The organism is Cytophaga aurantiaca DSM 3654 (genome assembly GCF_000379725.1).
Classification (GTDB): domain Bacteria; phylum Bacteroidota; class Bacteroidia; order Cytophagales; family Cytophagaceae; genus Cytophaga; species Cytophaga aurantiaca.
The window spans coordinates 16,997-31,835 of sequence record NZ_KB903663.1 but is presented as its reverse complement, the minus strand read 5'-3'; the positions used below and the strand labels follow the sequence as shown (position 1 = coordinate 31,835).

The following is a 14,839-nucleotide window of genomic DNA, read 5'->3' as shown; positions in this document are numbered from 1 at the left end:
GTTTTTTTTATGCTAATAAATAATAAGTGTGTTCTTTTATTTGCTGGCTTTAGCTAAACCTGAATCTATAAGGTATTTGCCATAAATCACTTTGAACTCATCAACTTCAGGTTCAAGAGCAATAGCTTCCTCGTAATATTCCATTGCATTTAATGTTAATTTGTTCTCCGCACAGAATGATGCAAGCAATAATTTATTTAATGCAGTCTGTTCAGAAAGCTCTGATTTTAATGCAGCAAACTGATCGTGTAATTCAACAGCTTTTTTCTCATCACTAACATATTGCAGATTGTATTTATCGGAACGGATGGTTTGAGCTTCTTTAACTTTTACATACCAAACGATGTTCTTTTCAGACTTCAAGTTTAATTTAGCTAGATCAACTACAAGTTGTGTGTCACTAGTTTCTTTAACTAACAATTCTTCATCAAACATGTTTGTAAATGTAACTACGTATGTTTTAGCAGGCTCATTGTTGACTTTGATCAAATTCCATTTAAGAATAACCAATTCATCCAAAACCGTTGCCTGACTTGGTGCCATTGGCTTGATTTTATCTGTTTTTCTTTCAACCGAACCTGTTACAGCCATATGTTTGTAACGATTAGCAGCAAGATCTTCATTGTTTGCTGTCATTTGGCCTGCTACATACGTAACATATTTAGAACTTACACTCGCATTTTGTGTATTTACTTGTTCTACTAATTTAGCAACTTCATACGTACCAGCTGTTTTTAGTTCTATGGTTTTACCGCTCTTGTGAGATAAGCCTAAGTAACCACCTGTTGCTACAACAACTTTATCAGTAGCATATAGTTTTTTGCCAACGATCAAGTCTTGAGGTGTAGTTGAAGATGCAACGATTGCTTTATTGCTACCTTTAGTAATTAATACTTTGAAAATTTCATCTTGCGCAAAAGATAAAATTGAAGTAGCAAAAATTACGATTAAAAGTGATAATTTTTTCATAACGATTCTCCTGTATTATTTTGGTCTTCTAAAGATACGATTTTTTCTTTTGTTCTCATATAAAGGGGTTTAATGATTCCCCAGTATAATTCTATTAAGTTACCTGACAACAATAATGCCACAGATGCCAATGCAATGTTAAATGTATAATTATAGAAATCAAATATCATTACCATCGCTACAGAAAGCAGAATTACGCCTATAAGCGATAAAATCATTGAAATTCCATCCCACCATTCAGCAGTATTTAAATACAACCAATTGAATAACCATACCATTATAAAGATAAGTATCAATGATAATGACCAGTTCAGCCAGTTAGGCATGTCATTGATGTATTTTTCTTTCAAAATCATGGATACGATGTTGGCGTGAACAACAACTCCATACATATCAGGAGCAGTTCTACCCACATATTGGCTATTTAATGGCGTACAAAATTTATCCTGCCAGTTATTTTGACCAATGGTCTCACCCATAAAACCCATGATAACAATTTTATCCTGTATGGTTTCAGGAGTGAATTTCTTATCCAAAACATCGAACCAATCCAATGCAGTAAACACATTTTTGGAGTTTTCGGTGCTTCCCTCGACATGTACGTTAATATTGCCCTGATAGTTTATCGATTCGACATCATTTTTTCGGGCAATGTATCTTTTTAATTTTTCCGGAGCATAAATACTGACCAATTTGGACGGAAACGATAGTAATGTGTCGCCATTTACAATTTCTTTAGGAATACAATCTCTCGCAGTATTCAAACTATGTTTACCCTGAGCAATCATATCTGCAAAACCTGGTTGCGCATAACGCATAAACATTTCATTTGAATATTTAATGCTTTCTACCTTACCAGTCGAATCATTTTCAATCAATTCAGAAACCAGTACCAGATTTGTTGTTCTTGAAAATGCTTGTGCAAGCGCAGAGTCCAACTGAGGTTCCTTAGGACTTCTGAAAAAAGCATCTATGCCAATTGCTTTGGGATGGTATTGGTTCAAAACATTGATTAATTCAGCTACGCCCCCTCTATCAAGGTTGCCAATATTGACTAAAACAATATTATCTTCCACTCCCTCACTTTCTTTAAAGTGCGAGAAATACATATCTGTCAACTCAAAATCTTTAAATGCATCAGAGATTGGGCTAAAAACATCGGCATTGATCGGAATATTTGAGATGCCCCAAATAAAACTCAATATCCACGCCATTACCAAAAAACTCTCTTTGAAAAGTCGCTTAAAAGTCATAAAATGAAACTGTTGAACTATAAATATACAATTATCTGGTGTATTATAACGTGATTTGAAACAAAAAAGCTGAGAATAAAGTAATATTTATATTATATACATATCATTGAATTAAAAGGTAAATCCACTTCAATTCCTTAAATTTGAAAGTAAATAATTTCATTAGATGGAACAGATTCATAATTATACCGAACAAGAAAATAAAATTTGGGCTACTGCTTATAGTAGAATCCTGAATTTTTTAGGAGATGTTGCAGACGAAACTGTAATGATAGGAATCCGGACAATTGGTTTACCGGGAGACCGTGTACCCAATGTAGATGAAATTAATGAACACCTTGCCAAGCATACGGATTGGAGAATTGTACCATTAGAAGATATGGTAGATGATACCAAATTCATCAGTATGCTTGCTGAAAAATTGTATCCTTGCAGAACATGGGTTCGAAGCATCGATCAAGTTGATAAAATGGAAGATGAATACGATATTTTTCATGATGTATTCGGACATACTTCGTTGTTGTATTTGCCTGACTATTGCTTATACCTTGAAAAACTAGGTGAATTAGCGTTGGAGTATATCCATGATTCAAAAGCTATTTTATATTTGAAACGTGTGTATTGGCATACGATTCAGTATGGCTTGATGGAAGTAAATAAATCGTTACGTATTTATGGTGCACATATGATTACTTCTCGTAATGAGGCTTCATATGCGTTAAATGCTGGTGTACCAAAGTATGATCACAATGTATCCATCATCATGGATACACCTTATGTAAAAAATCATTTTCAGGAAAAATATTTTGTCATTAAATCGTATGACCAGTTATTAGCTTCGTTAGGAGATATAAAAATTGAGTTGGAGAAACGATTGAAATAACATGACAGAAGATATAAAATTTTATAAAACGGCTCGTTTTTCACAAACAACCATAACCGAGTTGATGATTCCTTCTTATGCAAATTTTGGAGGAAAGATTCACGGAGGAATATTGCTGTCGCTGATGGATAAAGCTGCTTATGCATGCGCATCCAAACATTCTCAAGGATACTGCGTAACAGTTTCTGTTGACACGGTTGATTTTTTACAACCAATTGAAGTAGGTGAGTTAGTTGCATTAATTGCTTCTGTGCATTATGTGGGGAACAGTTCTATGGTAATTGGTATAAAAGTAATCGCTGAGAATGTTCATACTTCAACAGTACGCCATACCAATACGTCTTACTTTACGATGGTGTCAAAAGATGAAAACGATCTAATAAAAAAAGTGCCTGGTTTAATTCTTGAAACAAAAGAAGAAGTTAAAAATTTCCTGGATGCGATGAAGCGTAAAGAAATAAAAGACTTCTACAAAAAAGAATTGAAAAAATTAGGCGAGCAACCTCATTCTGAAGAGCATGATATTGAGCTTTTAAAAAACGAGCGTTGTAAGATTGTACATTAATTTTATGTTTAAGAAAATAATAAATTTACCCTATTACTTAAAAACACCTTCTGTTCAACCCCGAACTCGGATGTATGTAGTTTGTTTGCTTTTAGGCTTTGCCGGAGGACATCGTTTTATGATGGGATATAAGTCATGGATTTTTCAATTTCTTACGTTAGGAGGATTGGGTATCTGGTCTTTGTATGATTTAGTGAAAATTGCGTTAAACGAAATGACAATGGCTGATGGTAAGCCGCTTGCATAGAGTTACTTTTTAGAGTGGAGTTTGTATTTAACTATAATAGAAAAATAATCCCTTCTTAATTTAATAAGGCATACGTTTTGCTAATAAGTCTCGTTGTAAGGGCGTACTTATAATTTGCGCATAGAGAAATGTATTGTAACAATTTTATGGAAAACATTAATAAGAAGAATTTTAATTTTTATAACCAGATTGGAATTGATACGTTTCAATCACTGGCTCAGACAGGTGGCTTTAACACCTTTGTTGATCTGGAGATTGCATATAGATATATACAACCCTCTGAAAATATTGTTGAAATAGGAGCGGGATATGGGCGGTGTCTGGATTTTTTATTTGAGAAAAAGCATGCAGGGAAAATCGTTGCAGTTGAGCAAAGCCCGGTATTATGTAAGTATTTGCGCGAAAAATATTTAAATGGTGTGCAGGTAATTGAAGGTGATATTTACAATATTTCATTTGAAAACCAGATCGACACGGCGCTTTGGATGTGGTCGGGAATTATTGACTTCTCTGTAGAGGAGCAGGCGGCAGTTGTAAAGCACCTCTTTCAAGTTTTGAGTGCAAAAGGAAAGCTTTTTATTGATATACCGCGGATTGGTATTAAAACAATTGCCGATCACATAGATCAGCAGCGTATAAAACTAACAACTGATTTTGGCGAAATAGAATGTTATATCCCGTTGAGTTCAGAAATGAAGGAATATGCTGATCAGGCCGGTTTTTCAAGGGTAGATGAAATTAATTATGAGACGGCTACCGATAAGAAACGTACAATGTACATTTTGATGAAATAGGCCATTTTTTATGGCAAAGAAAAAAAGGTTGATTCGTTAGAATTGGTTACCAAAACTGTGTATTTTGTATTAATAATTCAAACAATTATACTATGAAAATAATTATACAAAAAATCAGCCTCTTCGTTTCATTGATCACACTAGGCTTTGTGGCGAATGCTCAGGTAATTGAAATATCAGCTTCGGCTTCAACCTTGACTCAAACAATTGCCAACGGTTCAACATTTGATGCTACAAATTATATGACTATTCCAATTAATCTAAAAGATTATTTGCCTGTTACTGTCAGTATTAAAAATACCGGCACTGCCGCTCTTATATTGACTCAGGTATCAGGGAAATATATTGTTCTTTCAGGAAGCGGTGCTTCGGATTTTACTATTAACGAATCTTCTTTAACCGGAACAATTGCTGCAGGAGCTACACAAACATTTACGGTTAACCTTTCAGCGTCTGCTACTAATGGAACGAATAGAACAGTTACGATGAGCATCACAAGCAATTCATCGTCTAATTCAACAGGTGGTGTGTACACTGGAAATATCAAGTATAATCTTTCAGGACTTACAACTGCAATTACCAAAGCCTCTGATATTGGTTTAAGCCTGTACCCTAACCCTTCTAACGATGGGCAAATGCATGTAACGGCAAATAATGTAGTTGTTAACAGAATAGTTGTAAGCAACGTTTCTGGTCAAACGGAAGAATTCGCTACAACTGAATTCAAAACAACATTTAAAGGATTATTGCTTGTTCGTTTGTATACAGACAAGGGCATCGTTTCTGAAAAAATTATTATTCAGGAATAAAAGTAGATTCTACTTTTCTAAGCATAAAAAAAGTCATCCCGATAACAATCGGGATGACTTTTTTATTTATTGAGGAGTTGTATTAAACAGCTTGGTTAATTGTATCTAATACGCTCATTACTTCTTTAACAGCTTTTCTTGAAGTTTCCATCAATGCTTTTTCTTCAGCATTTAATTTCAATTCAATAACTTTTTCAATACCGTTTTTACCAATTACAGCAGGTACACCTAGGTAACAATCGTTGATACCGTATTCACCTTCTAATTTGATACAAACCGGAATAATTTTTTTCTGATCTTTTACAATTGCTTCAACCATTTGAGCAGCAGCAGCACCTGGAGCATACCAAGCAGAAGTACCCATTAATTTTACTAATTCACCACCACCGTTTTTAGTACGTTCGATGATTGCGCTCAATTTATCAGCTGCAACTAATTCTGTTACCGGAATACCACCAACAGTAGTGTAGCGAGGAAGTGGAACCATTGTATCGCCGTGGCCACCTAATAACATACCTTGGATCTCTTTTGGAGAACAGCCGATTTCGTCTGCTAAGAATGCACGGTAACGAGCAGTGTCAAGGACACCAGCCATACCGATCACTTTGTTTCTTGGGAACTTAGAAGTGATGTGTGCGCAGTATGTCATTACATCTAATGGATTAGATACGATGATTAATATTGCATTTGGTGAATATTTAACAACGTTTTCAGTAACAGATTTAACAATGCCAGCATTTGTAGAGATCAAGTCATCACGCGTCATACCGGGTTTACGAGGAAGGCCTGAAGTGATAACTACTACATCAGAATTTGCAGTTTTAGAATAATCGTTTGTTACACCTGTTGTTTTGGTGTCGTACTGTGTGATTGGAGCTTTTTGCCAGATATCTAAAGCTTTGCCTTCAGCTACACCTTCTTTAATATCAAGTAGAATAACTTCGTTTACAATTTCTCTGTATGCTAATACGTCTGCGCAAGTAGCACCAACATTACCAGCACCAACTACTGTTACTTTCATAATTTATGTTTGGTTAAATTCAATTATTTTAGGATTCCAAATTAGTAAAAAATATTCAATTAGTTCGTTCAAATTATATTGTCTAAGTCCTGAATGAGCGGTGAAAAGGTTGCAATGAGAATTTTCTTTGTTGAATCTGTTATTTTATACGTTTTATCGGTTCTAAATCCCACAATCCATACAATTTCACCTTTATTAATAAGAATGGAGATTTTTTTCTTTTGGGAAACGGGTACTTTTAAATCGATTAAAAAATCGCTAACCTTTTTCATTCCCTGCATACCAAAGGGATAAAACTTATCGCCGTCCTGCCAGTTTCGTATGGTTAGCGGCCAGTCGATCTTGTCGGCATCTATGTAGGCTATGTTTTGAGCATTGGAGAATCCTTTAAAAGATTCAATACTAATTGTTTGAAAATGGACTGTACCTGTTGGGACGGTAAGAGTAGATTCAGGATACACCGTAAATTCAAATTCGGATATTTGTTCAATCGTAGTCAGGAACCAATCCTCCCGGTCCTTTTGAAGTAGAAACGCAGGTGAATAATAAGCAGCACCGGATGCTTGGAATCTGTTTTTATAGATTGACTGAATGGTAACAAAATTGAAACCAAATGGAAGAAGAAGTTCAGTTAAAATTGTAAATGGAGCAGGAGTTGCATCAATACTGGCAATAGAGATACTATGTCCGTTAAGAATTGGAACTAATAATTCCTTTCGATATTGTTGAATGTGATGTTTAAATAGTTGCTCGGTGCCTTTAAAACGTTCAGTATTCTGTTTGAAAATTTCTTCCAGATTTGGATTCAATTTTTTTAAAGCCGGAACTACCTGATGCCGGATAAGATTCCGGGCATATTTTTCTTCAATGTTTGAACTGTCTTCGCGCCACTCTAAATTATTCTCTTCTGCATAAGACCGGATGCTAGTTCTGCTTGAAGACAAAAGCGGACGGATGATGTTGCCATTTTTTTCAGGAATTCCATGTAAGCCTGCAATACCGGTGCCACGGCTTAAATTAATCATTGTTGTTTCAATGATGTCATTTAGTTGATGTGCAGTTGCAATGCGATCGTATTTAAATGTCTGGGCAAGTTCTTCAAACCATGCATAGCGCAACTCCCTTGCTGCCATCTGAATAGACAATGCATTGTCGGATGCAAAAGAACTAGTGTCAAAACGTTTTACATGAAATGAAATACCATTACGGATCGCCAGGTCGGAAACGAACTGTTCATCTTTGTCGGATTCGTCTCCTCTCAGACAAAAATTACAATGTGCAACAGCAAAAGAAAAACCTGCCTTTAAAAATAGATCAAAAAGGACAATCGAATCGATTCCACCACTTACTGTAAGTAAAATCTTCTCATCTGGAGAAAAAAGTTGTTTCTCTGAAATAAATTGGCGCAATTCGTGTAACATAGGTTACAATATACAATTTAATTATTTTTGTAATTATTATTACGTCCATGTTTCGAAAATTAAGTATTGTCTCGGCCTTGATATTCATCATTTTGAATAGCATTACATGTTTTGCTCAGACAGAGCAGGAAAAAATTGAATTGGTTCAGGCAGGATCTTTAGAAGGTCATGAAGGAAAAGAACCCTATGTGAAATTAAAAGACAATGTTATTTTTAAACAAGGCGGAATGTTTTTGTATTGTGATTCTGCGTTTCAATATGCAAAGACAAATTATGTGGAAGCATTTGGACGCGTGCGTCTGGTGCAGGGGGATACGCTTACACTGACCTGTTCAAAGCTCGAATACGATGGCAATACCAAACAGGCTAAAGCAATTGGAAATGTTATACTCATAGATAAACAAACCATTTTAAAAACGTCTTCACTTAATTACGATCGTGTTTTAAAAAATGTAAGTTATTTTTCAGGCGCAAATGTCAGCGATAAAGGAAATAATCTAACCAGCAAAATCGGTATCTATAATACCAGCTCAAAAGTATTTACATTTAAAGGTAATGTCCATATCACAAATCCCGGACAAGGCTTCTTACTCGACGCAGATACCTTGCAATACAGTACACTGTCGAGGCTGGCAACATTTCGGGGAGCGACTAAAATAACGACTAAAGACGGGACAATCGTAGCTCAGGAAGGTTCATATAATACGTCCACGGCAGTTATGTATTTTGGAGGAAGAGCTCAGGTTTTCTCCGGTGATAATAAAATTTCAGGCAATAAAATCGACTACGAAGAAAAAACAAAACTGGGAGTTGTTACCGGAAATGTAAGGATTGAAAATAAAAAAGACAGCATAACTGTTTTAGGACAAAAGGCAAAGTATACAGGTACCAAAGGCTATTCAATTGTTACAGGAAATCCATTGATGTATCAGGTTGCACAAAAAGATACCTTGTTTTTAAAAGCGGATACACTAGTATCTATCAACGATACAGTGAATAAGGTTAAATTACTTAAGGCCTATTATCATGTTCAGATGTTTCGTAAAGACATGCAGGCAACATGTGATTCACTGGTATATAATTTTTATGATTCAACAATCTATTTCTATCGGAATCCTGTCTTGTGGAATGGAAAAAATCAGTTGGTGGCCGATTCTATCTGGATGGTACAAAAGAATGGAAAGATGCATAAAATGTATATGCGTGTAAATGCATTCGTTATTTCAAAAGATACTCTTGACAATTTCAATCAAATCAGAGGCCGTCAGATCACGGCTTCATTTGCTAATAATCACATCAATAAAATATTGGTTGAAGGAAATGCGGAAAGCATTTATTATGCGTTAGAAGAAGAAAAGAAACTGATTGGTTTAAATAAAGCCGAAGGAGGATCCATTGTGGTTTTATTTGCCGATGATAAGTTGAGTACCATAACATATGTGACACAGCCAACCGCCGAATTTATTCCGCCTCAGCAAATAAAACAGGAAGATACCAGGCTGAAAGGCTTTAAATGGCGTTTTAAAGAGCGTCCAACGCGCACCAGTGTGATTGGAACGAATTTATAATCAATTAGTTAAGTGTTTAATTTTGAATTGGTTTAACAAAAATCATTTTGTATATTTGCAAGCTATGCCTTTTAAGAGATTACTCACATATTCTATTTGTATTCTAACACTCATGCTAAATGTTGCATGCAGCGAGTTTAGCCGTATACAAAAAACCGGAACGCCGGAAGAAAAGCTGGCTAAAGCAATAGAGTATTATAATAGCGATGACTCATACAAAGCAGGTGTATTACTTGAAGAAGTTTCGCCCATATTAAAAGGTAAGGCAGAATCAGAGCAGGCATTGTATTATTTGGCAAATAATTATTTTAAGCAGAAGCAGTACATAATGAGTGCATTCTACTTTAAGGATTTCTACTTAACATATCCTCGAAGTAAATTTGTAGAAGAGACGATGTATATGCATGTGTATTCGCTGTACTTAAGCTCAGCAGATTATAATCTTGATCAGCAAAGTACATACGAATGTTTAAAAGCATTATCTGTGTTTTCTACGCGTTATCCAAATACAACGTATTTGAAAGAATGTGAAATGATTTACACAGAATTGAATACAAAATTGATGCACAAGGCATATGAGCATTCAATGATGTATCATAAAGTTGGAAATTATAAATCAGCAGTAGTTGCCATCAGTAATTTTATTAAAGATTATCCGAATTCGCCTTATTTAGATAAGTCCTACTTCACACGGTTTGAAGCGCAGTATCATTTAGCTGAAAACAGTGTACAAGGGAAAGTTCAGATAGATCGCTATTATCAGGCAGTTGAATATTATCAATTGTATATAGATAAATTTCCGGATGGTAAACATGTTAAAGATGCTACTGAATATTACGACAAAATTAGTAAGGCTTTAGAAGAATTGAAATCCACAAAATAAGTACTTTCATATAACGCAAATAAATAAAGTGAAATCACCAATTGTATCCGCAAACTTAGTAACCAGAGACAACGATAAGATCGCTGACAAAACTGGCAATATCTATGAATCACTTGTGGTAATCTCTAGACGTGCTAGACAAATTTCTATCAAGATAAAAGAAGAATTGAATTCTAAATTAGCAGAGTTTGCTTCTAAAGAAGACAATTTGGAAGAGATCTTTGAAAACCGTGAGCAAATTGAAATTTCTAAGTATTATGAAAGAATGCCAAAACCTTCAACATTGGCTACTGAAGAATTTCTAGAAGATAAAATTATGTTCCGTCATACAGGTATTGCTTCTGCAACACCAAGAAAAGAAGACGAAAAATAATAAAAGGAATATGACTTTACGCGGACAGAAAATTCTGTTGGCAGTATGCGGAAGCATCGCTGCATACAAGTCCGCTTTAATTGTCAGACTTCTTAAAAAACAAGGAGCAGAAGTGCGTGTTGTAATGACGCCTTCTGCTCTTGGTTTTATAACCCCATTAACTCTTTCAACATTATCCGAAAATCCGGTATTACATTCCTTTACAGAAGGAGAGTTGGGAGAATGGAACAACCATGTTGAACTTGCACTTTGGGCTGATCTGATATTGATTGCACCTGCGTCAGAGAATACCATTGGTAAAATGGTTCATGGCATTTGTGATAATCTGGTTTTAGCCATTTATTTTTCTGCAAAATGTCCTGTCTTTGTTTGTCCAGCCATGGATCTGGATATGTACAAACATTTTTCAACTCAAGAAAATCTCAAGAAATTACAAGACAATAATGTTGTATTAATCGATGCTGAAAGTGGTGAACTTGCCAGCGGTTTAATTGGTCAGGGGAGATTAGCAGAACCCGAGAACATTGTTCGTTTTATTGAAGAGTATATTGGTAATACAGCACCTTTGGGATCTAAAAAAATATTAATAACAGCAGGTCCAACATACGAAGCAATTGATCCGGTTCGTTTTATAGGTAATCATTCTTCAGGTAAGATGGGCGTTGCGTTGGCAATGCAAGCATGGAAGATGGGAGCAACGGTTACACTTGTCTGCGGGCCGGTTAGTGACCCTCTGCTTGCTGGACTGCCTGCGGATATTCAAGTTAAAAAAGTAGTATCCGGGCAGCAAATGTTTGAAGCAGTAGAAACATCTATTGACCATCAGGATATTGTTATTTTTGCAGCAGCAGTAGCGGATTATACTCCTGAAGTTGTATCAAAAATAAAGATTAAAAAAACGGAAGATACCTTTACCATTCAGCTTAAAAAGAATCCGGATATAGCGAAGATCTGCGGCGAACATAAAAAGGAGAATCAACGGTTTGTAGGCTTTGCTCTTGAAACAAATAATGAGGAAGTGAATGCATTGAATAAAATGAAATCAAAAAACTTTGATGCAATTGTGTTAAATTCAATGAACGATGAAGGAGCAGGTTTTGCCGGCGATACGAATAAGATAACGATTTATTCAAATCATCAGCCAGCATACGAATCGACATTACAGAGTAAAGAAATAATTGCCAGGGAAATTTTAACATACATAATGGGAATATGAAAAAATACCTTTTACAAGTTACATGTGTCGTATTGTTTTTTTATTCTCTTCAATCACATGGCCAGGAACTATTAGCTAACGTTACGATTGATGCAACCCAGCTTCCCAATATGCAGAGTGCTACTGTTGATGATATGAAGCAAGTCATTTCAAGATTTCTGAATGATCGTAGATGGTCTACAGATGAATATTTAGCAGAAGAACGTATTCGTTGCAATTTTTCTATTATGCTTACTAAAGGCTCTCCAGGCTCTCCAACATATGAAGCAACATTGCAGATACAAGCATCAAGACCTGTATATGGTACATCTTATGAGACAACTACACTTAATTTCTTTGATAAGTATTTTAATTTTGAATTGAATGTTGGACAACCAATCAATTACAATGACAATATGTATAGTTCAAATCTATCGGCCATGCTGGCATTTTATGCGAATGTAATTCTGGCAACGGATTACGACACTTTTGGAAAACTAGGCGGACAGGCATTTGTAGAAAAAGCGTATAATATTGCAAATGTTTCTGTTGAAGCTGGTGGTGGGTGGGCTACAAGCGGAGATCCCAATAACCGATTTGCATTGGTGTATAATTTGAATAGCCAGTTGATGGTGCCGTACAGAAATCAAAGTTATATTTACCATCGTCTTGCGCTGGACACGTATTTAAAGGATCCTGCAGCCGCTCGTTTAAAGGTGATAGATATGTTTAAAGCAATTAAAGAAGTAAATAAACTGGTGCCATATTCTATTTTAATCCGAACATTTTTCTTGTCAAAACGAAATGAGTTGATTAATATATTCAGAGATTCTCAGGATGCTGCATTGAAGCAGCAAGCATTTGATTTGTTGCGCGAATTAGATCCGTTAAATACACAGTTTTACTCGGCAATAACACGTTAGTGTGAATATGTATCTAACTATAAACAAATAATAAAAGAAATATGGGTAAGCGTTTAACACGAATAAGTGGCCCACAGATACGTTTATCTTTACCACAATTAGCAGGACTTGAGGCTGCTATTGTTTTGCTGAATGGATCAACTTTTTACGGAATCATCGGACAATTAAAAAATAATACCTGCCTGTTTAAAGATTTTAGAAATTACGAGCACGTTGTTGCTTTAGACCAGATTGCTGAAATCATTACAGATAACGTTTCATCTTATTAAGAAACATGCTGCAACAATTAAGTATCAAAAATTATTCGCTGATCGAAGACTTAGAGTTAAGCCCTTCTTCAAATTTTAATATTATTACCGGCGAAACGGGTGCCGGTAAATCGATCATGTTAGGAGCTGTAGGTTTATTATTGGGAAACCGTGCAGATACAAAAGTATTATTGAATGCTGCCGGAAAGTGTGTGATAGAAGGCGTCTTTCAAATAGGTACCTATAAATTAGAATCTCTTTTTGAGTCACACGATTTAGATCATTCTGCGCAATGCATTATCAGACGTGAGATCTCGAACACAGGCAAATCACGTGCGTTTGTGAACGATACGCCTGTAACCTTAGATGTTCTGAAACAATTAGGCGACTATTTAATGGATGTACATTCTCAGCACGATACGTTGTTATTGGGCAGTATGGCATACCAATTATCAATCGTAGATGCCTTTGCTTCAAATCAGGAAGCATTAAAAAAATATCAGCAGACGTTCAGAAAATATAAAGATGCGCAACAACAATTAGCAAGTAAGAAGGAAGCATTAAAAGAACTTCAAACGCAATCTGATTACAACCAATTTATTTATTCTGAATTAAATGATGCCAACTTAACAGAGGGTGAATTAGAAGAGAAGGAAACAGCGTTGAAAAAGATTGAGCATGCGGAAGATATTAAACAAAAGCTTGAAGCAACCTTATCTGCTCTGAATAATTCAGAACAAAGTGTATTGTCTGTCTTACAGAATTACAACAAACAAATCCAATCCATTAAACAGTGGTCGCCGGCGTATGAAGCATTGGCAGACCGTATGCAATCTGTTTACATTGAATTGAAAGATATCGAAGCTGAGCTAGACGCAGAATCTGCCCTGGTAGAATATAATCCTCACTTGATTGCTCCGTTGGAAGATCGGTTGAATAAGCTAAATACCTTATTGAAAAAGCATCGGGTTCAGGAGGTTTCAGAATTAATTGCATTGCAGAATTCCCTTGAAAGTAAAGTGCTTTCTACGGACCAGTTAAGCGAAGAAGTTGAGAAGCTTGGTAAAGAGTTGACATTATTACACAATGAAGTCCTGAAAGAAGGAAGTACTGTGTCTGCAAATAGAAGAAGTAGTGCTCCTAAATTAGAAGCTGCAGTTAAAAATTTGTTGAAGGAATTGTCCATGCCAGATGCAGTGATGCAAATACAACTGAATCCGGATGAGCCATCGATGCAGGGTTTAGACAAAATAAATATCTTGTTTAGCGCGAATAAAGGTGTTGCTCCAGGAGAATTGAAACAAGTTGCTTCAGGTGGTGAGTTTTCGAGATTGATGTTGGCAATTAAATATGTACTTGCAGATAAAGTTGCTTTACCAACAATTATTTTTGATGAAATTGATACAGGAATTTCCGGAGAGGTTTCTATTAAAATGGGAAAAATGATTCGTGAGATGTCTGCACGTCATCAGGTAATGGTTATTACGCATCTACCACAAATTGCGGGAATGGGTGATAAACATTATTTTGTTTACAAAGATGCCAGTGGACAGCGTTCTATTAGCCGCATGAAAGAATTAAAAGAATCTGAACGCATCAGTGAAATTGCAAAAATGATCGGAGGAGAAAATCCAACTGCAACAGCACTGAAAAATGCCAAGGAGATGTTAATGAGTAATTAATTTTT

16 protein-coding genes are annotated in these 14,839 nt (G+C 35.6%); 12 read left to right on the top strand and 4 right to left on the bottom strand.

Annotated elements, in window-relative coordinates; all coding sequences use genetic code 11:
- Positions 1-36 precede the first annotated feature (36 nt).
- Together A3EE_RS0115870 and A3EE_RS0115865 are read right to left on the bottom strand one after the other, a co-directional pair.
- A complete protein-coding gene (locus A3EE_RS0115870) occupies positions 37-969 on the bottom strand; it encodes a hypothetical protein (protein WP_018344428.1) in 933 nt (310 codons plus the stop codon).
- Positions 966-2,222 carry a CHASE2 domain-containing protein gene (locus A3EE_RS0115865; protein ID WP_245553853.1) on the bottom strand — a complete coding sequence of 419 codons (1,257 nt, stop codon included), beginning with the start codon at positions 2,220-2,222 and terminating at the stop codon, positions 966-968. Before A3EE_RS0115865 ends, A3EE_RS0115870 begins: the two co-directional genes overlap by 4 nt.
- A gap of 166 nt (positions 2,223-2,388) precedes the next feature.
- Here A3EE_RS0115865 and A3EE_RS0115860 point away from each other — a divergent pair, with 166 nt between their 5' ends.
- The 5 genes from A3EE_RS0115860 to A3EE_RS0115840 all read left to right on the top strand — a co-directional run bounded on the left by A3EE_RS0115860 (position 2,389) and on the right by A3EE_RS0115840 (position 5,520).
- Positions 2,389-3,105 (top strand): phenylalanine 4-monooxygenase, encoded by a 717-nt coding sequence (locus tag A3EE_RS0115860; RefSeq protein ID WP_018344426.1) that lies wholly within the window; start codon positions 2,389-2,391, stop codon positions 3,103-3,105.
- Position 3,106: 1 nt separating this feature from the next.
- Positions 3,107-3,670, top strand: a complete 564-nt coding sequence (locus A3EE_RS0115855) for an acyl-CoA thioesterase (protein WP_018344425.1) — start codon at positions 3,107-3,109, stop codon at positions 3,668-3,670.
- Between the two features lie 4 nt (positions 3,671-3,674).
- The gene (locus A3EE_RS20845) at positions 3,675-3,917 is read left to right on the top strand and encodes a TM2 domain-containing protein (protein WP_033418202.1); all 243 of its coding nucleotides are present in this window, start codon (positions 3,675-3,677) and stop codon (positions 3,915-3,917) included.
- 146 nt (positions 3,918-4,063) lie between these two features.
- Positions 4,064-4,711, top strand: coding sequence for a class I SAM-dependent methyltransferase (locus A3EE_RS0115845; protein WP_018344423.1), 648 nt, complete (start codon positions 4,064-4,066; stop codon positions 4,709-4,711).
- A gap of 92 nt (positions 4,712-4,803) precedes the next feature.
- Complete coding sequence (locus A3EE_RS0115840; RefSeq protein WP_018344422.1) at positions 4,804-5,520, top strand: T9SS type A sorting domain-containing protein; 717 nt, start codon at positions 4,804-4,806, stop codon at positions 5,518-5,520.
- An 82-nt stretch (positions 5,521-5,602) separates the two neighbouring features.
- On the opposite strand, the gene mdh is transcribed toward A3EE_RS0115840, so the two are convergent.
- Positions 5,603-6,541 (bottom strand): malate dehydrogenase, encoded by a 939-nt coding sequence (mdh, locus tag A3EE_RS0115835; protein WP_018344421.1) that lies wholly within the window; start codon positions 6,539-6,541, stop codon positions 5,603-5,605.
- A gap of 68 nt (positions 6,542-6,609) precedes the next feature.
- Positions 6,610-7,962: a tRNA lysidine(34) synthetase TilS gene (tilS, locus tag A3EE_RS0115830; protein ID WP_018344420.1), complete on the bottom strand. Its 1,353-nt coding sequence runs from the start codon at positions 7,960-7,962 to the stop codon at positions 6,610-6,612.
- Between the two features lie 47 nt (positions 7,963-8,009).
- On the opposite strand from tilS, the gene A3EE_RS0115825 reads away from it, so the two are divergent.
- The 7 genes from A3EE_RS0115825 (at position 8,010) to recN (ending at position 14,834) form a co-directional block, all read left to right on the top strand.
- On the top strand, positions 8,010-9,530 hold the full coding sequence (locus A3EE_RS0115825) for an OstA-like protein (protein WP_018344419.1): 1,521 nt from the start codon (positions 8,010-8,012) through the stop codon (positions 9,528-9,530).
- Positions 9,531-9,642: 112 nt separating this feature from the next.
- A complete protein-coding gene (locus A3EE_RS0115820) occupies positions 9,643-10,413 on the top strand; it encodes an outer membrane protein assembly factor BamD (protein ID WP_018344418.1) in 771 nt (256 codons plus the stop codon).
- A 28-nt stretch (positions 10,414-10,441) separates the two neighbouring features.
- Positions 10,442-10,786, top strand: a complete 345-nt coding sequence (locus tag A3EE_RS0115815; protein WP_018344417.1) for a DNA-directed RNA polymerase subunit omega — start codon at positions 10,442-10,444, stop codon at positions 10,784-10,786.
- 10 nt (positions 10,787-10,796) lie between these two features.
- Positions 10,797-12,002 (top strand): bifunctional phosphopantothenoylcysteine decarboxylase/phosphopantothenate--cysteine ligase CoaBC, encoded by a 1,206-nt coding sequence (gene coaBC, locus A3EE_RS0115810; protein ID WP_018344416.1) that lies wholly within the window; start codon positions 10,797-10,799, stop codon positions 12,000-12,002.
- A complete protein-coding gene (gene porD, locus A3EE_RS0115805) occupies positions 11,999-12,904 on the top strand; it encodes a type IX secretion system protein PorD (RefSeq protein WP_018344415.1) in 906 nt (301 codons plus the stop codon). The genes coaBC and porD overlap by 4 nt, the downstream gene beginning before the upstream one ends.
- A 41-nt stretch (positions 12,905-12,945) precedes the next feature.
- The gene (locus tag A3EE_RS0115800; protein WP_018344414.1) at positions 12,946-13,173 is read left to right on the top strand and encodes a hypothetical protein; all 228 of its coding nucleotides are present in this window, start codon (positions 12,946-12,948) and stop codon (positions 13,171-13,173) included.
- A 5-nt stretch (positions 13,174-13,178) separates the two neighbouring features.
- Positions 13,179-14,834, top strand: coding sequence for a DNA repair protein RecN (gene recN, locus A3EE_RS0115795; RefSeq protein WP_018344413.1), 1,656 nt, complete (start codon positions 13,179-13,181; stop codon positions 14,832-14,834).
- The last annotated feature ends 5 nt before the right edge of the window (positions 14,835-14,839 follow it).